This window comes from Halofilum ochraceum (assembly GCF_001614315.2).
In the GTDB taxonomy this organism is placed as follows: Bacteria; Pseudomonadota; Gammaproteobacteria; order XJ16; family Halofilaceae; genus Halofilum; species Halofilum ochraceum.
Genome location: NZ_LVEG02000005.1, coordinates 315,813 through 336,004, shown reverse-complemented (window position 1 = coordinate 336,004; position 20,192 = coordinate 315,813). Strand labels below are relative to the sequence as shown.

Genomic DNA, 20,192 nt, shown 5'->3' with positions numbered 1-20,192 from the left:
CCGCGTGATGTTTGCCGACTGGCCACTGCTGAGCCTCTCCATCTGGCTGCCCATCCTCGGGGGCGTGATCGTACTCATGTCCGGCGAACAGGGTGCGCGTCGGCTCGCGTTGCTGTTCGCGATCGCCACGTTCGGTGTGACGATCCCGCTCTACACCGGGTTCGATACCACCACGCAGGCGATGCAGTTCCGTGAGTTCCTGCCGTGGTTGCCGAGTTTCAATATCAATTATCACCTGGGCATCGACGGGATCTCGCTGCCACTGATCCTGTTGACGAGTTTCGTCACGGTACTGGTCGTGATCGCGGGCTGGGGCTCGATCGAGAAGCGCGTGTCGCAGTATATGGCCTCGTTCCTGATCCTCGAGGGCGTGATGATCGGGGTGTTCGCGGCACTGGACGCGGTCCTGTTCTACGTCTTCTTCGAGGCCCAGTTGATCCCGATGTTCCTGATCATCGGGGCATGGGGCGGGCCGAATCGCGTGTACGCGACCCTGAAGTTCTTCCTGTACACGTTCCTCGGCTCGGTGTTGATGCTGGTGGCGCTGGTCTACCTCTACTACCAGTCGGGCACGTTCGATCTGCAGGAGCTGCATCTGCTGCGGCTGTCGATGCCGGAACAGATCTGGATCTTCGTGGCGCTGTTCCTGGCGTTCGCGGTCAAGATTCCGATGTGGCCCGTGCATACCTGGCTGCCCGATGCGCACGTCGAGGCGCCGACCGGGGGGTCCGTGATCCTGGCCGCCATCATGCTGAAGATGGGGGGGTACGGGTTCCTCCGCCTGAGCCTCCCGATCGCCCCGGATGCGGGGCACGAGCTCGCCGGGGTGATGATCGCCCTGTCGCTGATCGCGGTGGTCTACATCGGTTTCGTGGCGCTGGCGCAGAAGGATCTGAAGAAGCTGATCGCGTATTCCTCGATCTCGCACATGGGCTTCGTCACGCTGGGCACCTTCATCGTATTCCTGCTGGTGGCCGACTCGCCGGAAGCGGCCGGGGCGCGCCTGGGCGTCGAAGGCGCGATCGTGCAGATGGTCTCGCACGGTCTGATATCGGCCGCGCTCTTCCTCTGTGTCGGCGTGCTTTATGACCGCATGCACACGCGGATGATCGCGGACTATGGCGGCGTCGTGAATGCCATGCCGGTGTTCGCGTCCTTCCTGGTCCTGTTCGCCCTCAGCAACGCCGGACTGCCGGGGACTTCAGGGTTCGTCGGGGAGTTCATGGTGATCCTCGCCACGTTCCATGCGAACTTCTGGCTGGCCGCACTGGCGGCACTGACCCTGATTCTCGGTGCGGCTTACACGCTGTGGATGGTCAAGCGGGTGGTGTTCGGGCCGGTCGCTAACGAGAATGTCGGCGCGCTCCGGGATATCGGCCCGCGAGAGTTCGCTGTGCTCGCGCTGCTGGCCGTGACGGTCCTGGCGCTGGGCCTGTGGCCGGCACCGCTGGTCGAGGTCATGCACCCGGCCGTAGACAAGCTTATTGCGCAGGTCGCGCAATCCAAACTCTGAACGGGAACGGCATCGCGATGACAAGTCAGTTTCTGCCGCTGCTACCCGAGATCACGCTGGCCATCGGCGCGTGTGTCGTGCTCGTCGTCGATCTCTTCGTTCCCCCCGAACGCCGGGACACGACATTCGTGTTCGCGCTCGCGGCATTGGTGGCGACGCTCGTCGCCACGGTGGTGGGTCAGCCGGATGGGGTGCGTATCCTCTTCGGCGGGTCGTATATCGCCGATCCGATGAGCCTCCTGCTGAAACTGACCGTGATCGTGCTCACGTTCTTCGTGTTCGTCTATTCGCGGCCGTATCTCGCTGCGCGGGGGCTGTATAACGGCGAGTATTTCGCGCTCGGGCTGTTCGGTCTGCTCGGCATGCTGATCATGATCTCCGGCTACAGCATGCTGACGATCTATCTCGGGCTGGAGCTGCTGTCGCTTTGCCAATACGCCCTGGTTGCATTCAACCGGGACTCGCCGCGGGCGAGCGAGGCGGCGATGAAGTATTTCGTGCTCGGTGCGTTCGCCTCGGGGATGCTGCTGTACGGGATGTCGCTGATCTACGGGCTCACCGGTTCGCTCGAGGTCATCGAGATCCACAACTACCTGATCCGTCATGGCGTCGACCAGATCGGGGCGCTGCTCGGGTTGATCTTCATCATCGTCGGTCTGTCGTTCAAGCTCGGGGCCGTGCCGTTTCACGCGTGGGTTCCGGACGTGTACGAGGGCGCGCCGACGGCCGTGGCACTGTATATCGCCTCCGCGCCGAAAGTGGCGGCGTTCGCGCTGTTCATGCGCATGCTGGCGGAGGGCCTGGGTGTGCTGCAGGCCGACTGGCAGGTCATGCTGGCCGTCCTCGCCGTGCTCTCGCTGGTGCTGGGTAATGTCGTGGCCATCGCCCAGACGAACCTCAAGCGCATGCTGGCGTACTCCACGATCTCCCATGTCGGCTTCATTCTGCTGGGCCTCCTCGCCGGTACGGCCCAGGGTTATTCGGCGGCGATGTTCTACGTGATCTTCTATGCGCTGGTGACCGCCGGGGCGTTTGGCATGATCATCCTCCTGAGCCGCCGGGGCCTCGAGGCCGAGCAGCTCGATGATTTCCGGGGGCTCAATGCGCGCAGCCCGTGGTTCGCCCTGATGATGCTTTTCATTATGTTCTCGATGGCGGGGGTGCCGCCGTTTGCCGGCTTCTACGCGAAGCTGTCGGTGCTCCGGGCGGTCGTCCAGGTCGACGAGATCTGGTTGGCGATCGTAGCCGTCGTCTTCTCGGTCGTCGGGGCGTTCTACTACCTGCGGGTCGTCAAGCTGATGTATTTCGACGAGCCGGAGGAGACCGGGGGCTTCCAGGAGGGGACCGGATTGCGCGCGGCGCTGTCCGTCAATGGCCTGTCCATGCTGGCCCTCGGCCTGTACCCGGCGGCACTCATGTCGTGGTGCCTCGCCGCGGTCTCCTGGTAAGCCGTCGGCAAGGGGCGTGACCCGATTTCGCCGGGCGTGTTTGCGGAAAGGGGTTGCGTTGTCCCCGTTCGATAACTAGAATCCGCTCTTGCGGTTGCGGGGTGGAGCAGTCTGGCAGCTCGTCGGGCTCATAACCCGAAGGTCGCAGGTTCGAATCCTGCCCCCGCTACCAAGATTTCGGGATTCTCAAGAGGCCCCTTTTCAGGGGCCTTTTTATTCCCGGCGGAAAAATTTTCGGCGTGTCTTGAACGGGGTGTCGTAATGCGGCGTGCCTCCAGCGCGATTCTCGGCTGTGTCGAGCCGGTCGTACGTGGCATGGGCTACGAACTCGTCGGCGTGGAATACGGCGGCGGCTCCGGTAACGGCCTCCTGCGCGTGTACATCGATGCCGCGGACGGGATCGATGTCGACGACTGCGCGGCGGTCAGCGAACGGGTCTCGGCCGCGCTCGACGTGGATGAGCCGATCCGGGATGCCTACACGCTGGAGGTGTCCTCGCCGGGGATCAATCGGCCGCTGTTCGAGGCGGCCGATTTCGAACGTTTCTCGGGGCAGCAGGCGTTCGTTCGGATCGCCGCCGGCGCCATCCCCGAGGGTCGCAAGCGCTTCAAGGGCGTGCTCGGTGGCGTCGAGGGGGTGTCGCTCCTGATCGAGGTCGATGACGAAACGTGGCGGTTACCGCTGGACGCCGTCGAAGAGGCGCACCTGGTCGTTGAACTCTGACGCGCCCATTTCGCAATTCGCTGTTTGAGTGGCAAGGGTATGAACAAAGACATCCTGCTGGTGGTCGACACCGTTTCCAACGAGAAGGCGGTCGACAAGGAAGTAATCTTCGAGGCGCTCGAATCGGCGCTGGCATCCGCCACCCGTAAGAAACACGGGGGCGATATCGACGCGCGGGTGGCGATCGACCGGGAGACGGGCGATTACGAGGCGTTCCGGCTCTGGGAGGTCGTCGAGGACGACTATGAGCAGGACGCGCCGACTCGCCAGATCTCGCTCTCTGCGGCCCGTGCCGACGAACCGGAGAAAGAGGTCGGGGAATTCGTCGAAGAGCCGATGGAACCGGTCGAGTTCGGGCGCATCGCCGCGCAGACCGCCAAGCAGGTGATCGTGCAGAAGGTGCGCGAGGCCGAGCGTGAGCGCGTCGCCGAGGCCTATCGCGAGCGCGTGGGCGAGCTCCTGATGGGTATCGTCAAACGGGTCGAGCGCTCGGGGATGTATCTGGACCTCGGCAACAATGCCGAGGCGTTCGTGCCGCGTGAGGAGATGATCCCGCGTGAGGCCGTGCGGCCGGGCGACCGCGTCCGCGGTTTCCTCAAGGACGTACGCAACGAGCCGCGTGGGCCGCAGCTCTTCGTCAGCCGCACCGCGCCGGAACTGCTGATCGAGCTGTTCAAGCTCGAAGTGCCGGAAGTCGGGCAGGGCCTGATCGAGATCAAGGGAGCCGCGCGTGATCCCGGACTGCGGGCCAAGATCGCCGTGTTGTCCAAGGATGCCCGGCTTGATCCCGTCGGCGCCTGCGTGGGTATGCGCGGTTCGCGCGTGCAGACGGTCTCCAACGAGCTGGCCGGCGAGCGGGTGGATATCATCCTCTGGGACGAGAATCCGGCGCAGTTCGTGATCAATGCGATGTCCCCGGCCGATGTGACTTCGATCGTGGTCGACGAAGACAAGAACACGATGGATCTGGTGATCGAGTCGGAGAAGCTCTCCCTGGCGATCGGCCGCAATGGCCAGAATGTCCGCCTCGCGAGCGAGCTGACCGGCTGGACCCTGAATGTCATGGATGAACAGCAGGCGGAGGAGAAAACGGAGCAGGAGTCGCAGACGACGCGGCAGATGTTCCAGGAGCAGCTCACGGTCGACGAGGAAGTCGCGAGCATTCTGGTGCAGGAGGGCTTCACGAGCACCGAGGAAGTGGCCTATGTGCCGGAATCGGAACTCCTCGAGATCGAGGAATTCGACGAGGACATCGTCGCGGAACTGCGCAACCGTGCACGCGACGCGCTGCTGACCCGGGCGATCGCGAGCGAAGAGGCGCTGGGCGATCAAGAGCCGAGCGCGGAACTGCTGGGCATGGAGGGCATGGATCCCACGATTGCGTGGAAGCTCGCAGCGCAGGGCATTACGACCCTGGACGATCTCGCGGAACAGGCCGTGGACGATCTCCTCGAGATCGAGGGGATCGAACAGGACTGGGCCGCGCGCATGATCATGAAGGCACGCGAACCCTGGTTTGCCGAAGAGCAGACCGAAGAGGCCACCACCGGGCAACCGGGGTGAGCCGCCTGCCGGCGTATGGCCGGCGGAAGTGACGGGGCGCCCGCATCGGCGGGGCCGATCGGGTGACATCCCGGTGGTATGAAGGGGTAAATGCATGGCAGAGGTGACCGTCAAGCAATTGGCAGGTGTGGTCGGCACGCCGGTCGAGCGTCTGCTCGAGCAGCTGGGCGAAGCGGGCGTCGGCAAATCAAGTGCCGAGGACACGGTCAATGACGAAGAGAAAATGAAGCTGCTTGAGTACCTGCGCCAGTCGCATGGTCGCGTGGGTACGGCAGGCTCTTCGGAGGAGAGCGATTCGAGCCGGATCACCCTCCGTCGCAAGCGCACCAGCGAGCTCAAGGTCGGTGGCGCGGGCGGTCGCAAGGCGGTCAACGTGGAAGTCCGCGGCAAGCGCACGTACGTCAAGCGCAGCGTGGCAACGGGGGCCGACCAGGAGCGCCGCGAACAGGCCGAGGCCGAGCGCCAGCGCAAGGAAGAGGAGCTTCGCGAGCAGGAGGAGAAACGGCTCGCGGCGGAAGAGGCGAAGCGCGCCGAGGAAGAACGCCAGCGCCAGGAGCGTGAAGAGGCGCAGCGACGCGCGCAGGAAGAGGAAGAGCGCCAGAAGCGCGAAGCCGAAGAGCAGGCACGGCGCGAGGCCGAAGAGAAAGAGCGGCAGGAGCGCGAGCGCACCGCCGCCGCGGCTCAGCCCGAGCCGGCTCCGGCCGCGCCTGCGCCCGAGAGCGCCGGCAAGTCCGAACGCGGGCGTGACGATCGCCGGCGCGGCGGCAAGCGCCGCGGTGCCCGCGGCGACGACGACCGCGCGAAGGGGCCCGATGAGCTGCATGTCGCCAAGGGCAAGTCGGGCAAGCGGCGTGACAAGAAACAGAAGACCTCCCGCGCGGCGCCGGTGCATACCGGGTCGAAACATGGTTTCGAGAAACCAACCGCGCCGGTCAAGCGTGAGGTGTCCGTCCCGGAAACGATTACCGTCGGCGATCTGGCCAACCAGATGGCCGTCAAGGCGCCGCAACTGATCAAGGCGTTGATGGGCATGGGCGTCATGGCGACCATCAACCAGACGCTCGATCAGGAAACCGCTTTGTTGCTGGTCGAGGAGATGGGGCATACCCCGATCCCGCAGTCCGACAGCGACGTCGAGGAGGCCCTGACCCAGGACGTGGTTCCGGAGCAGACCGCGGAGCCGGTTACGCGGCCGCCGGTGATTACGGTCATGGGCCACGTCGACCACGGCAAGACCTCGTTGCTCGACTATATCCGCCGCACCAAGGTGACCGCGGGCGAGGCCGGTGGCATCACGCAGCATATTGGCGCCTATCACGTCGAGACGCCGAACGGCACCGTAACGTTCCTCGACACGCCCGGGCACGCCGCGTTCACGGCGATGCGTGCCCGCGGGGCCCAGGCGACCGATATCGTGGTCCTGGTGGTCGCGGCCGACGACGGTGTGAAACCGCAGACGATCGAGGCCATTCAGCACGCGCGGGCCGCCGAGGTACCGCTGGTCGTGGCCGTTAACAAGATCGACAAGGAAGGGGCCGATCTGGATCGCGTCCGCAACGAGCTGTCACAGCATGAGGTGATCTCGGAGGAGTGGGGTGGAGATACGATCTTCGCCAACGTCTCGGCGCTCAAGGGTGAGGGGATCGACGGTCTGATCGATTCGATCCTGCTGCAGGCCGAAGTGCTCGAACTGAAGGCGCCGCCGGAAGGACCGGCGCGCGGCGTGGTGGTCGAGGCGACGGTCGAGAAGGGCCGCGGCCCGGTCGCGACGGTTCTCGTCCAGAGCGGCCGCCTGCACCGTGGCGACATCGTGCTGTGTGGCAGCGAGTACGGCCGTGTCCGCGCGATGTTCGACGAAGCCGGCAAGAAAATCGATTCGGCCGGTCCATCGATGCCGGCGGTGCTCCTGGGGCTGTCGAACGCACCCGGGGCGGGCGACGATATGGCGGTCGTGGCCGATGAGCGCAAGGCGCGCGAACTGGCCGAGTTCCGGCGCGAACGCTCGCGCGACCAGCGCCTGGCCCAGCGCCAGGCGACCTCGGCGGAGGATATCTTCTCCCAGATCAGGGAAGACGAGACCAAGGTCATCAACTGCGTGGTCAAGGCGGACGTGCAGGGCAGTTACGAGGCGCTGCGCGACTCGCTGGAGAAGCTGTCCGGCGACGAGGTCAAGGTCAAGGTGATCGGCGGTGGTGTCGGCGGGATCAACGAGTCCGACGTCAATCTGGCCATTGCCTCGAATGCCGTTCTGGTCGGCTTCAACACCCGGACCGATTCGGCGGCCCGGAAGCTGGTCGATGAACACGATATCGAGGTGCGCTATCACAGCGTGATCTACGACGTGATCGATGTCGTCAAGTCACAGATCAGCGGCATGCTGGAACCGGAGATCCGCGAACAGATCATCGGCCTCGCGGAAGTGAAGGACGTATTCAAGTCACCGAAGTTCGGCCAGATTGCCGGCTGCCTGGTGGTCGATGGCGTGGTCCGCAAGAGCGCCCCGATCCGTGTCCTGCGCGACAATGTCGTGATCTACGAAGGCGAGCTCGAGTCCCTGCGACGGTTCAAGGATGACGTCAGCGAGGTCCGCATGGGTACCGAGTGTGGTATCGGCGTGCGCAACTACACCGACGTGCGTGCCGGCGACCAGATCGAGGTCTTCGAGCGGACCGAGGTCGCCCGGACGGTCTGACGCCGATGCCACGTGATTATCCGCGCCGGTACCGTGTCGCTGACCAGATCCAGCGCGAGCTCGGTGGCCTGATCAGGACGGTCAAGGATCCGCGCATGGTCGGGATGGTGACGGTATCGAGCGTGGACGTAAGCCCCGACCTCGGGCATGCGAAGGTGTTCGTGACCGTGCTGGAAACGGACGAACCGGAAACGACCGTCGCGGCGCTCAACCGGGCTTCCGGTTTTCTTCGCGGCCGGCTCGGCGGGCGGCTTGAATTGCGCTCGGTCCCACGCCTCGTCTTCCAGTACGACGCGACCCTGGACCGGGTTGATCGCGTTGAGCGGCTGTTGCGCGAGGAGCGCGACAGGCGTGACGACGACTGACCCGGGGTCCAGGCGTTGGGGCGACGCAATAAGCGCGGGCGCGCGGTACATGGCATCCTGCTGCTGGATAAGCCCGGTGGTATGTCCTCCAATCGGGCACTGCAGCGCGTCAAGCGACTGTTCGACGCGTCGCGGGCGGGCCACACCGGGAGCCTGGATCCCCTCGCGACCGGCCTGCTCCCGATCTGCCTGGGCGAAGCGACGAAAGTGTCGGCCTTCCTGCTGGAGGCGGACAAGCGGTACCGGTTCACGGCCCGGTTCGGGGAAACCACTGACAGCGGCGACGCCGACGGTGAATTGCTTGCGACCAGTCCGGTAGAGGCGGTCGACAGCGATCGTATCGAGACCGCGCTGGAAGGGCTGCGGGGGGAAATCCTGCAGTTGCCCCCCATGCACTCGGCGCTCAAGCACGCGGGTCGGCCCCTGTATGAATATGCGCGCAGGGGGATCGACATCGAGCGCAGCCCGCGCGCGACCGTGATTCACCGTCTTGATCTGCTGGCCTTTGACGGTCGTGATGCACAGTTCGAGGTCCACTGCGCGAAGGGCACGTACGTGCGCACGCTGGCGGAAGACCTCGGGGCGGCGCTCGGCTGCGGCGCGCACGTGACCGCGCTGCGGCGCACCGGCGCGGGCCCGTTCGCCGACGATGCACTGATCACCCTGGAAGAACTCGAGTCGGAAGCTGCGGGTGAACCAGGGGGCGCGCAGCAACTCGATCGGCATCTGCTGCCGATCGACAGCGCATTGCAGGCCTGGCCGCGGGTGGATCTCGGGCCGGATCTGGCGGGTTTTATCCGGCAGGGGCAGGCGGTTCAGGTGCCGCGGGCCCCGACCGCGGGTCTGGTGCGGCTGTATGGCCGCGATGACGGGTTTCTGGGCATGGGGCGTATCGCCAGCGATGGCCGGGTGGCGCCCAAGCGCCTGATGAACCTGTGAAATTAAGCGTATTCCCTGTCTTGTGCGGCCCCCCGCGGCTGTTACAATAGGGGTTTGTCTGGAGTTGGTTTGAGGAGCAACTGAGCGATGTCCTGTCTGAGTGCCGAAGAGAAGGCCAAGATCGTCGAGAAACACGGGCGTGAGGAAGGCGACACCGGGTCGCCCGAGGTGCAGGTAGCCCTGCTGTCCGCGCGCATTTCCCATCTGACCGAGCATTTCGGTACCCACAAGCACGATCACCATTCGCGCCGCGGGTTGCTGAAGATGGTCAGCCAGCGCCGCAAGATGCTGGACTATCTCAAACGCAATGATCGCCAGCGTTATCAGGATCTGATTCAGCAACTTGGTCTGCGTCGCTGATCCCGCCTTCGATCCGGAGAACAACATTGTCAGTGCATCGTAAAGAGTTTCAGTACGGCGACCAGACGGTACGCCTCGAGACCGGCAAGGTAGCGCGGCAGGCGTCCGGTGCGGTCTGGGTGAACATGTCGGATACGGTGGTGCTCGTGACCGCCGTGGGCCGGCGTGAGGCGGATCCGGGTAAACCGTTCTTTCCTCTGACCATCAACTACCAGGAACGGACGTATGCCGCCGGCAAAGTGCCTGGCGGCTTCTTCAAGCGCGAAGGCCGTCCGACCGAAAAGGAAACGCTCACCTCCCGCCTCATCGATCGCCCGATCCGCCCGCTGTTCCCCAAAGGATTCACCAACGAGGTCCAGGTCATTGCGACGGTCATGTCGATGAACCCGGAGGTCGATCCGGACATCCCGGCGATGATCGGTGCCTCGGCCGCGCTGGCGCTGTCGGGTATGCCCTTCGCGGGCCCGATCGGCGGTGCGCGCGTGGGCTACCGCGACGGCGAGTACATGCTCAACCCGTCGCGCAGCGCGCTGGCCGAGTCGGATCTCGATCTGGTCGTCGCCGGCACCGACAACGCCGTGCTGATGGTCGAGTCCGAAGCGCAGATGCTGTCCGAGGAGACCATGCTCGGGGCCGTGACCTACGGCCATGAGCAGATGCAGGTAGCGATCAACGCCATCAACGAACTGGTTGCCGAGGCCGGAGCGCCCAAGTGGGACTGGCAGGCGAAGGAACGGGATCCCGCTCTCGACCGAGCCGTCGCCGATGCCTGCGAAAACGCGCTGGGCGAGGCCTATGGGGTTTCCGACAAGCTGGAACGCCAGGAACGCGTGGGCGAACTGCGCAATTCCGTGGTCGAGCAGCTGTCCGGTGCCGAAGACGCCCAGTGGTCGGCCGACGAGGTGAAAGAGGCCTTCGGCGCGCTCGAGAAGAAGCTGGTGCGTGGCCGGATCATCGAGGGCCAGCCACGGATCGACGGGCGCGACAACCGCAGCATCCGACCGATCGAGGTCGAGACGAGCTGCCTGCCGCGTACCCATGGCTCATCGATCTTCACGCGCGGCGAGACCCAGGCGGTCGTGGTGGCGACGCTGGGCACGGGTCGGGATGCGCAGTTCGTGGATGCCCTTGAGGGCGAATACCGCGAACCGTTCATGCTCCACTACAACTTCCCGCCGTACTGCGTCGGCGAGACCGGTTTCATGGCCGGCCCGAAGCGTCGTGAGATCGGTCACGGCAAACTCGCGAAGCGCGGGATCTCCGGCGTCATGCCGAGCGATGATGATTTCCCGTACACCATTCGCGTGGTCTCGGAGATCACGGAATCGAACGGCTCCAGTTCGATGGCCAGCGTCTGTGGCACGAGCCTTGCGCTGATGGACGCCGGTGTACCGATCAAGGCCCCGGTCGCGGGTATCGCGATGGGCCTGATCAAGGAGGACGACGGGTTCGCCGTGCTGTCCGACATCCTGGGCGACGAGGACCATCTCGGCGACATGGATTTCAAGGTCGCGGGCACCGAGCAGGGCGTCACGGCGCTGCAGATGGACATCAAGATCGACGGGATCACCCGTGAGATCATGGAACAGGCGCTGGCGCAGGCGCGCGAGGGCCGGCTGCATATCCTCGGCATCATGAATCAGGAGATCGGTGCCGCGCGTGCCGAACTCTCCGAGTATGCGCCGCGTTTCATCACGGTGAAGATCGATCCGGAAAAGATCGCTTCGGTGATCGGCAAGGGTGGCTCCGTCATCCGGTCCATGACTGAAGAGACCGGTGCGACGATCGATATCGGCGACGATGGTCTGATCAAGATCGCGTCCGCCGACAAGGCGGCGGCCGAAGAGGCCAAGCGGCGGATCGAGCAGTTGACCGCGGATGTCGAGGTCGGGAGCGTATACGAAGGCCGTGTCGCCAAGATCATGGACTTCGGTGCCTTCGTGAACATCCTGCCTGGCAAGGACGGACTCGTTCATATCTCCCAGATTTCGGACGAACGCGTGCAGAGCGTGACCGACAAGCTCGCCGAAGGTGATACCGTCCGGGTGAAGGTGCTGGAAGTGGACAAGCAGGGACGGATCCGGTTGTCGATGAAAGCGGTCGACGCCGCCTGACGCGGAATGGATCCGCGGAAGGAGAAAAGGGGCCCCTCGGGCCCCTTTTTTTATGCCCGGGGGTCGACGGTTGACGGGGTATCCCGAATCGACTCGGCTTGCCCGTACGAACGATTGCCGGGTTCGGGCCTGGGTGACCGCTTGAGGTTGCGCGGCGCTGCCCCGATATTGACAGACACGGGGCCCAATGCCCGCTGGTGGAACGACGACAGGATGGAGAGACCGCCGTGGATGAGTCGGTGGACCGGGACTGGATGGAAATAGCGCTCGCGGAGGCCCGCCGCGCGGGTGCCAACGGTGAGGTGCCGGTGGGCGCGGTTCTTGTCCGCGATGGCGAAATCCTTGGCCGTGGATGCAATGGTCCGGTTGCGGCGCACGACCCGACGGCCCACGCGGAGATCATGGCCCTGCGCGAGGCCGCGGCCGCGGTCGGCAATTACCGCCTGCCGGGTACGACCCTGTACGTCACGCTCGAGCCGTGCCCGATGTGCATCGGCGCGATCGTGCACGCACGGGTCGCTCGGCTCGTGTTCGGGGCGACGGATCCGAAAACGGGGGCGGCCGGGTCGGTCTTCAATCTCGCCGCCGCGCCGGCCCATAATCACCGCGTGCGGGTAGACGGCGGTGTGCTCGGAGACGCCTGTGGCGACGAACTGCGATCGTTTTTCCGCGCGCGGCGTCGGACCGTAACGCAATGAAGAGCGTGCCGCGGGCGATCTCGTTCGATCTCGACGATACGCTGTGGGCGTGTGACGACGTGATCGGGCGCGCGGAGGAGGCGGTGTATGACTGGCTGCGGAAGCACTGTCCGCGCATCACGGCCGAGTACGATCTGGAGGCCATGCGCGAGGTGCGGATGGAGACGGCGGCGGTGCGACCCGATCTGCAGGCGGACCTGACCCGCCTTCGGCACGAAACGCTGGTATGGCATACGCGCAGGGCCGGTTACGATGCCGGCCTCGCCGACGCGGCGGTCGAGGTCTTCCTCGATGAGCGCCATCGGGTCGAGTTGTACCCGGACGTCTATCCGGTACTGGAACGCCTGGCGGGCCGGTTCCGCCTGATCGCCCTGACGAACGGCAACGCCGATGTGCATCGGGCGGGTATTGGCGACTGGTTCGAGGTGGCGCTGTCGGCCGCGGATGTGGGCGCACCGAAACCGGATCCGGCCATGTTCGAGCGGGCTTGCGGGGAGCTGGGCATCCGGCCGGGAGAACTGCTGCATGTCGGTGATGACCCGTTGCGCGATGTCCATGCAGCGCGCCGCTTCGGCGCACGCGCATTCTGGATCAACCGTGAGGGGCGGGAGTGGCCGGCGGACCTGCGCCGGGCCCACCACGAGGACGAGACGCTCAGTCGGCTGCCGGATCTGTTCGCGGAATGAGCCGCGAGAATATGGGGCCTGGTCCGGAGCCCCTCGGCCGTAGGCCGGCTTCTGCCGTCAGGCAACACCCGGCATGCCGTTGTTCGAGGCCGAATCGAGGTCAGCCGGCTGGCTCCTGCCGCGTCGCCTTCGGCGCCTCGCAGCGATACCTTAGGTCGCAAGCCGGCCTGCGCGGGTCTCATGCCGGCGTTGAACGACAGGAATGGGGGAGGATCATCAAAAGCCGGTGCAGGGATACTTTTACCGTTCCTCAGGTTGCTCCGCTGGTCGCCTTCAGCAGTGGCAGCAGGGTGGGCCAGACGTTGTCGAGGATGACTTCATGCCCATCCGCGTTCGGATGAATGCCGTCGTCCTGCATGAACTCACGGCGTTCGCCGACGCCGTCCAGCACACGGGGAACGAGAGCGACTCCGGTATCCTCGGCGAGTGCCTCGTAGACACCGATGAACCGGTCGATATACGCACGGCCGTAATTGGGCGGCAGGCGTATCCCGAGGAGCAGGACACGTGCGCCGGCACCGCGGGCCGCCTCGATCATCGCCCGCAGGTTGGCTCGCATGGCCTCCAGCGGTTGCCCGCGCAGGCCATCGTTGCCACCGAGTTCGATCACCACGATCGCAGGCTCGTGGCGATCGAGGGCATCGGGGAGGCGCGCGCGACCGCCACTGGTCGTATCGCCGGTGATGCTCGCGTTGACCACACGGTGCGGGTAATCCTTCGCGTCGAGGCGCGAGCTGAGGCGACCGACCCAGCCGTCGTCCACGGCGACGCCGTAACCGGCACTGATACTGTCGCCGACCACCAGGATGGTCGGCCGATCCTCTTTCGCGCTCAGCGGCAGCGACGACAGCAGCAGAACAAGCACAAGGACCAGACGCATGGGCAATGACTCCGGAAAGATTCTGCAAGCGAGTAACCTGACGCGGCGTGTGGGCGGCCCCGACGCCGGCCTGACCATTCTGGACGGAATCGCGCTTGAAGTCCCGCGAGGGGAGGCCGTGGCGGTGCTCGGCCCCTCGGGTTCCGGAAAATCGACCCTGCTGGGGCTGTTGGCGGGCCTCGACGCGCCGAGCGAGGGCGATGTGGCGCTGTTCGGTCAGTCGCTTTCGGCGCTCGACGAAGATGGCCGGGCGGCGCTGCGCGCCGGACGCGTCGGGTTCGTGTTCCAGTCATTCCAGCTCGTGCCGGGACTGAGCGCGCTGGAGAACGTGATGCTGCCACTCGAACTCGCCGATCGGTCCGATGTTGCCGAGACGGCGCGGGCCGCGCTGGAGCAGGTCGGGCTCGGGGCGCGGCTGCGTCACCGCCCGAATGAGCTGTCGGGCGGCGAACAGCAGCGGGTGGCCCTGGCGCGCGCGTTCGCTCCCGATCCGCAGCTGCTGTTCGCGGATGAACCGACCGGGAACCTGGATGGGCGCACCGGGGCGGCCGTGATCGACCGGTTGTTCGAACTGCGCGCCGAACGCGGCACGACCCTCGTGCTCGTGACCCATGACGAAGCCGTGGCACAGCGCTGCGACCGGCGCCTGCGCATGGAAGACGGTCATCTGATGGAGGCCGTGGCGTGAAGGCCATCGGTTTCGCGCTCCGCGCGCTTCCGCGGGATCTGCGCAGCCGCGAAATGCGGGTCCTCGCGATGGCCCTGGCGGTCGCCGTCGGTGCACTCACCGCGGTCGGTTTTTTCACCGACCGGGTCGACCAGGCGATGGGCCAGCGTGCGACCACGTTGATCGGCGCCGATCTGGTACTGGAGTCCGACGATCCGATCCCGGAGACCTGGCGCGAGCGCGCGCGAGCCGAAGGACTGAATACCAGTGGGTTCGTGACCTTTCCGACGGTGGTCGTAACGGACGCGGGCAGCGAACTGACATCGGTCAAGGCGGTCGGACCGGGTTACCCGTTGCGCGGCGAAGTGCTGCTCTCTGACCGGGCGTATGGCGAAGAACGTCCGGCCGAGGGGGTACCCGAGCCGGGGACGGTCTGGCTCGATCCACGCCTTTTCGCCCGCCTGGGTGTGGCGGTCGGTGATCGCATCCAGGTCGGCGAACGCGAGTTGCGGGTCGCCGCCTCGATCGCGCAGGAACCCGATCGCTCGGGCTCGCTGTTCCAGCTTGCGCCGCGGTTGATGTTCAACCGCGCGGATCTGGACTCGACCGGCCTGATCTCGGAGGCGAGTCGCTTCGATGCCCATCTGCTGGTCGCGGGGGCGCCGGAAGCGCTTGGGCGTTTCCGCGCCTGGATCGACGCGAATGCTCCGCCGGGCGTCGAGGTACAGGGCGTGGAGAACGCGCGTCCCGAGATGCGTGCCGCACTGGAGCGGGCGCGCGCATTCCTCGGCCTTGCCGCGATCATGGCGGTGGTCCTCGCCGGCGCGGCAGTGGCCGTGGCCGCGCATTCCCTCGCCGGCCGCGAGGCGGATGCCAGTGCTCTGCTGCGCTGTTTCGGCGCCCGCCAGCGGCTCGTGCTCACCACGCTGCTCCTGCGTCTCGGTGTGGTCGGGCTGGCGGCGAGCGCGGTCGGGATCGGCGTCGGATGGCTGGCCCAGAATGGCCTCGTGTCCCTGGTCGGGGCGTGGTTCGGGGATTCCCTGCCGCCGCCCTCGCTGCGCCCGGTGGGTGTTGGCCTGGCGGCGGGTCTGATCACGCTGGTCGGTTTCGGTCTGGTGCCCGTGCTCCGTATCCGCCGCGTACCGGTCATGCGGGTCCTGCAGCGCTCGGCGACGACCCCGGAACCGTCCGTGCTCGCCGCCCTGGGCCTCGCGATCGCGGCGCTGGCCGTGCTCGTGTTTTATCAGGCGGGCGACCCGGCGCTCGCGCGCTGGATTCTGCTGGGGACACTCGGGATGCTGCTGGTGCTCGGACTGGCCGCCGCCGGTCTGGTGCGGCTGGTCGGGCGTCTGCGGGGACGGGCGGTCAGCGGCTGGCGCTTCGGTCTCGCCAACCTGGCGCGGCGGCCGCGGACCAGTACGGTCCAGATGGTCGGATTCGGCCTGGGTCTGCTGGCCCTGTTGCTGCTGGCCGTGGTCCGTGTCGATGTCCTCGAGGCCTGGCGTAATGACGTGCCGCCCGATGCCCCGAACCAGTTCATGGTCAACGTGCAGCCGGATGATGTCGATGCCGTGAAGAACCGTCTGCGCGATGCCGGAATCGAACCGGCCGGCTTTTATCCGATGATCCGCGGTCGGTTACGGGCCATCAACGATAATCCGGTGGAGCCGGAGTCCTTCGCGGAAGGTCGTGCACGGCGCCTGGTGGAGCGCGAATTCAATCTCTCCTGGGCCGAACGTCATCGGCCGGAGAACGAGATCGTCGCCGGGGAGTGGTGGTCGAACCCCGGCGCGCGCGAACGCCCGGCGCTGTCGGTCGAGGAGGGTATCGCGGATGTGCTGGGCGTCGAGACCGGTGACCGGCTGACGTTCAATGTCGCCGGCCAGGAGGTGACCGGAGAGGTGACCAACCTGCGCCGGGTGCAGTGGGACAGCTTCAAGGTGAACTTCTTCGTGCTCACGACGCCCGGCATGCTGGACGGGGCACCGGCGACCTGGATTACGAGTTATTACGCCCCACCCGAGAGCCGGGGCGCGGTCGATGCCCTGGTACGCGAGTTCCCCGGGGTCACGGTGCTGAACGTCGAACAGATCCTGGAGCAGGTCCGTTCGATCATCCGTCAGGGTACGCGCGCGGTGGAGTATGTCTTTGTATTCACCGTGCTCGCAGGCATTGTGGTGCTGGTGGCCGCGGTACAGGCCAGCCGCGACGAACGTCGGGTCGAGATCGCGTTGCTGCGCACCCTCGGTGCGAGTCGACGTCGGGTGCGCAGCATACTCGGCGCCGAGTTCGTCGCGCTGGGGGCGCTGGCCGGATTGATCGCGTCGAGCGGTGCGGCCTTGACCGGCTGGGCGGTCACGGACCGCGTGCTCAATCTGCCCTACCATTTCAATCCGTGGCTGTTCCTGCTCGGGGTCGGTGGCGGCGGAATCGGGATTGCCCTCGCGGGGCTGATCGCGACGCGGTCCCTGCTGACCGAGCGGCCACTGGCGGTGCTGCGGCGGGAGTGAGCGGGGTTGCCGTTGCGCGCGACTCGGGCCGGGCGTAGGCTCGCGCACCGATCGAACTGCCCGTATGGCCCACGGGGCCCGGATTCGAGTCACGATGAACGATGCAGTCCAACCAGGCGGGACGCCGGTCGTGGGGGTGACGGCCTTCGCGGCGCGTCATCCGGAGGCGGCGGACCGAATCGAGCGTGCGGGGGCGGCGATGGCCGCCAACCCCCCAGCGGGCCGCTGGCCGACCGGCCTCGAGGTCGCGGAGCTGCTGGAAGAACTCGGCGTCGATTCCGATACGCTCGTCGCCGCACTGCTCAGCCCGCCCGAGGTGGCGACCACCGCGCCGGATGATGGCCTGGAAACGGAGTACGGTGCGACGGTCGCGCGCCTGGCGCGCAATGCACGCTGGCTGAACGCCTTCCGCGAGTTCACGCCCACCACCGGCGAGCGGGAACCTGCAGAGCGCCTGCGGCGCATGATCCTGGCGCTCGCCGAGGACGTGCGCGCGGTCCTGATCCGGCTGGCGTATCGCACCTGCCGTTTGCGCAACCTGGGTGGTGAGGGGCGCGAGGAACGTCGCCGCGTCGCCCGTGAGACCCTGGAACTCTACGCGCCACTGGCCAATCGCCTCGGCGTCTCTCGCCTGAAATGGGAGATGGAGGACCTCGCATTCCGCTATCTCGATCCGGAGGCCTACAAGCGTATCGCGAACGGCCTGGCGGAACGGCGGGCGGATCGTGAGCGGTTCATCGAGACCTTCATGGAACAGCTTCGCGTCGCGCTCGAGGAAGATGGGCTGCGGGACTTCACGGTCAAGGGGCGCCCCAAGCACATCTACAGCATCTGGCGGAAGATGGAGCGCAAGCACGTCGATCTCGATGAGCTGTTCGACGTGCACGCCGTACGGGTGTTCGTGGATCGGGTCCAGGACTGTTACACCGCGCTCGGCACCGTCCATGGACGCTGGGCCCATATCCCGAAGGAATTCGACGATTACATCGCCAATCCGAAGGAAAACGGGTACCAGTCACTGCACACGGCGGTCATCGGCCCGGATGGAAAACCGGTCGAGGTGCAGATCCGCACATGGGCCATGGATGCACATGCCGAGCGCGGAGTGGCGGCCCACTGGCTGTACAAGGAAGGCAGTACCGAGGACGAGCGCCTGCAGCAGAGCGTGAATGCGTTGCGGTCGTTGCTCGAGGCGGGCGGTGGCGACGATGCGTTCGGAGAGACCTTCGGGCGCGAACTGTTCGCCGACCGCGTATTCGTGTTTACCCCGAAGGGCGAGGTGATCGACCTGCCGCAGGGCGCCACGGCCCTGGACTTCGCCTTCAGCGTGCACACGCAGATCGGCTACCGCTGCCGCGGTGCGCGCGTCAATGGCCGGATCGTGCCGCTGACGTACCAGCTGCGCAACGGCGATCACGTCGAGGTCCTGACCACGCGTGAGGCACGCCCGAGCCGGGACTGGCTCAATCAGGATCTCGGGTATCTGCGTACGAGCCGTGCCCGGGCCAAGGTGCGGGCGTGGTTCAATCAAAGAGATCACGCCCAGCATGTCGAGGACGGGCGGGCGCTGCTGGAGCGCGAACTCAAGCGCCTGCATGCCCGGGACCTGTCGCAGGATCGACTGGCGCGGGAACTGGGCTACGATCGCTGCAACGATCTGCTGGCGGCTCTCGGGCGCAATGAGGTGAGTTCGTCACGGGTCGCCGGTGCCGTGCAGACGCTGATGCGGCCGCGCACGGAGGACGAAACTGCGATCACGCATCGCCCCGCGCGTACGGCCAACGAATCCGAAGCGCTGCGCGTCAGCGGCATGGGCGATCTCATGACGCGCACCGCGAACTGCTGCAAGCCGGTCCCGGGCGACGAGGTGATCGGTTACATCACCCGCGGTCGAGGGGTTACCGTTCATCGACGCGATTGCCACAACATCCTCCGCATCGAAGGTGAGGAGCGCGACCGGCTGATCGAGGTGGAGTGGGGGGCCGCGGAGCCACAGGGTCGCTGGAGCGTCGATATCGTCGTCGACGCGTTTGATCGTCCCGGCCTGCTGCGGGATGCTACCCGTGTGCTGGCGGAGGATGACGTCAATGTCACCCGCGCGGAGATGCACATGAAGCGCCCGCCCGCCGCACGGATCGAACTGACCGTGCAGATCCGCGATATGGCCCAGCTGGACCGGGCACTTCAGCGTCTGCAGCAACTGCCCAACGTCTTCGACGCGGTGCGTAACGGATGAGCGATCACGCCGCCACGAACGAGCAGCATCGCCCCGATGTGATCCGGCGTCGCCTGGCCGGGGGCAGTCGTCATGATTACCTGGCCGATGCCGTGCTCGGTGCGATCGATGGCTGCGTGACGACCTTCGCCGTCGTCGCGGGGGCGACCGGCGGGGCACTGTCACCGCTGGTCGTGATCATACTCGGCTTTGCCAACCTGCTCGCCGACGGCTTCTCCATGGCGGTGAGCAACTATCACGGGACCCGCAGCGAACGCGATCGGGTCGAACAGACGCGGCGTACCGAAGAGCGTCATATCGAGCAGGTCCCCGAAGGCGAACGCGAGGAGATCCGCCAGATCTTCGCCGCGAAGGGATTCGAGGGCGATGTGCTCGAACGCATCGTCGAGACCATTACCGGCAATCGGCGGCTCTGGGTGAATACGATGCTCACCGAGGAGCATGGGCTGCAGCTCGAAGGCGCCGATCCGGTGCGGGCCGGCGCCGTTACGTTCGCGGCGTTTGTCGGGGTCGGTCTGGTACCGCTGTTGCCGTACCTCGTCCCGGGCATCGCGGATGGTGCCGCGTTTGCGGCCAGTGGCGTGATGGCGGCCGTCGCCTTCTGGGGCATCGGCTGGGTGAAAGGGCAGCGACTGGAACTGCCGCGCCTGCGCTCCGCATGGCAGACACTCTGGACCGGGGCCGCAGCCGCAGGGCTGGCCTATGGTGCGGGCTGGGCACTCCAGACGCTGTTCGGCGCTGGACACTGAGGCGATGGAGTAGAGTCAGGCGCCCGCGTTTCGAGTACAATCCCGCCCC

The 20,192-nt window shown here is 66.1% G+C and carries 16 protein-coding genes and 1 tRNA gene; 16 read left to right on the top strand and 1 reads right to left on the bottom strand.

What is annotated here, in order from left to right:
• Positions 1–7 precede the first annotated feature (7 nt).
• From A0W70_RS07990 to A0W70_RS07935, 12 genes are all read left to right on the top strand, one after another.
• A complete protein-coding gene (locus A0W70_RS07990) occupies positions 8–1,513 on the top strand; it encodes an NADH-quinone oxidoreductase subunit M (protein WP_070988783.1) in 1,506 nt (501 codons plus the stop codon).
• 17 nt (positions 1,514–1,530) lie between these two features.
• The gene (gene nuoN, locus A0W70_RS07985; RefSeq protein WP_070988781.1) at positions 1,531–2,961 is read left to right on the top strand and encodes an NADH-quinone oxidoreductase subunit NuoN; all 1,431 of its coding nucleotides are present in this window, start codon (positions 1,531–1,533) and stop codon (positions 2,959–2,961) included.
• 95 nt (positions 2,962–3,056) lie between these two features.
• A tRNA-Met gene (locus A0W70_RS07980) sits at positions 3,057–3,133 on the top strand.
• Positions 3,134–3,222: 89 nt separating this feature from the next.
• The gene (locus A0W70_RS07975; RefSeq protein WP_070988779.1) at positions 3,223–3,684 is read left to right on the top strand and encodes a ribosome maturation factor RimP; all 462 of its coding nucleotides are present in this window, start codon (positions 3,223–3,225) and stop codon (positions 3,682–3,684) included.
• 39 nt (positions 3,685–3,723) lie between these two features.
• Positions 3,724–5,247: a transcription termination factor NusA gene (gene nusA / locus A0W70_RS07970; RefSeq protein WP_070988777.1), complete on the top strand. Its 1,524-nt coding sequence runs from the start codon at positions 3,724–3,726 to the stop codon at positions 5,245–5,247.
• A gap of 94 nt (positions 5,248–5,341) precedes the next feature.
• Positions 5,342–7,939: a translation initiation factor IF-2 gene (infB, locus tag A0W70_RS07965; protein ID WP_070988775.1), complete on the top strand. Its 2,598-nt coding sequence runs from the start codon at positions 5,342–5,344 to the stop codon at positions 7,937–7,939.
• Positions 7,940–7,944: 5 nt separating this feature from the next.
• The gene (rbfA, locus tag A0W70_RS07960; RefSeq protein WP_070988773.1) at positions 7,945–8,304 is read left to right on the top strand and encodes a 30S ribosome-binding factor RbfA; all 360 of its coding nucleotides are present in this window, start codon (positions 7,945–7,947) and stop codon (positions 8,302–8,304) included.
• Between the two features lie 15 nt (positions 8,305–8,319).
• On the top strand, positions 8,320–9,243 hold the full coding sequence (truB, locus tag A0W70_RS07955) for a tRNA pseudouridine(55) synthase TruB (protein WP_070988771.1): 924 nt from the start codon (positions 8,320–8,322) through the stop codon (positions 9,241–9,243).
• 87 nt (positions 9,244–9,330) lie between these two features.
• Positions 9,331–9,603: a 30S ribosomal protein S15 gene (rpsO, locus tag A0W70_RS07950; protein WP_070988769.1), complete on the top strand. Its 273-nt coding sequence runs from the start codon at positions 9,331–9,333 to the stop codon at positions 9,601–9,603.
• A gap of 32 nt (positions 9,604–9,635) precedes the next feature.
• Positions 9,636–11,717, top strand: a complete 2,082-nt coding sequence (gene pnp / locus A0W70_RS07945) for a polyribonucleotide nucleotidyltransferase (RefSeq protein WP_070988766.1) — start codon at positions 9,636–9,638, stop codon at positions 11,715–11,717.
• A gap of 227 nt (positions 11,718–11,944) precedes the next feature.
• A complete protein-coding gene (gene tadA / locus A0W70_RS07940) occupies positions 11,945–12,415 on the top strand; it encodes a tRNA adenosine(34) deaminase TadA (RefSeq protein ID WP_281182037.1) in 471 nt (156 codons plus the stop codon).
• The gene (locus A0W70_RS07935; protein ID WP_070988764.1) at positions 12,412–13,101 is read left to right on the top strand and encodes an HAD family hydrolase; all 690 of its coding nucleotides are present in this window, start codon (positions 12,412–12,414) and stop codon (positions 13,099–13,101) included. Before tadA ends, A0W70_RS07935 begins: the two co-directional genes overlap by 4 nt.
• 250 nt (positions 13,102–13,351) lie before the next feature.
• Here the strand turns inward: A0W70_RS07935 and A0W70_RS07930 are convergent, their stop codons facing one another.
• Positions 13,352–13,981, bottom strand: a complete 630-nt coding sequence (locus tag A0W70_RS07930) for an arylesterase (protein ID WP_070988762.1) — start codon at positions 13,979–13,981, stop codon at positions 13,352–13,354.
• On the opposite strand from A0W70_RS07930, the gene A0W70_RS07925 reads away from it, so the two are divergent.
• The 4 genes from A0W70_RS07925 (at position 13,980) to A0W70_RS07910 (ending at position 20,143) form a co-directional block, all read left to right on the top strand.
• The gene (locus A0W70_RS07925; RefSeq protein ID WP_070988760.1) at positions 13,980–14,669 is read left to right on the top strand and encodes an ABC transporter ATP-binding protein; all 690 of its coding nucleotides are present in this window, start codon (positions 13,980–13,982) and stop codon (positions 14,667–14,669) included. The two genes, A0W70_RS07930 and A0W70_RS07925, sit on opposite strands and share 2 nt — an antisense overlap.
• Complete coding sequence (locus A0W70_RS07920; RefSeq protein ID WP_070988759.1) at positions 14,666–17,158, top strand: ABC transporter permease; 2,493 nt, start codon at positions 14,666–14,668, stop codon at positions 17,156–17,158. The genes A0W70_RS07925 and A0W70_RS07920 overlap by 4 nt, the downstream gene beginning before the upstream one ends.
• Positions 17,159–17,252: 94 nt before the next feature.
• On the top strand, positions 17,253–19,394 hold the full coding sequence (locus tag A0W70_RS07915) for a RelA/SpoT family protein (protein WP_070988757.1): 2,142 nt from the start codon (positions 17,253–17,255) through the stop codon (positions 19,392–19,394).
• Complete coding sequence (locus A0W70_RS07910; protein ID WP_070988755.1) at positions 19,391–20,143, top strand: VIT1/CCC1 transporter family protein; 753 nt, start codon at positions 19,391–19,393, stop codon at positions 20,141–20,143. Before A0W70_RS07915 ends, A0W70_RS07910 begins: the two co-directional genes overlap by 4 nt.
• Positions 20,144–20,192 lie beyond the last annotated feature (49 nt).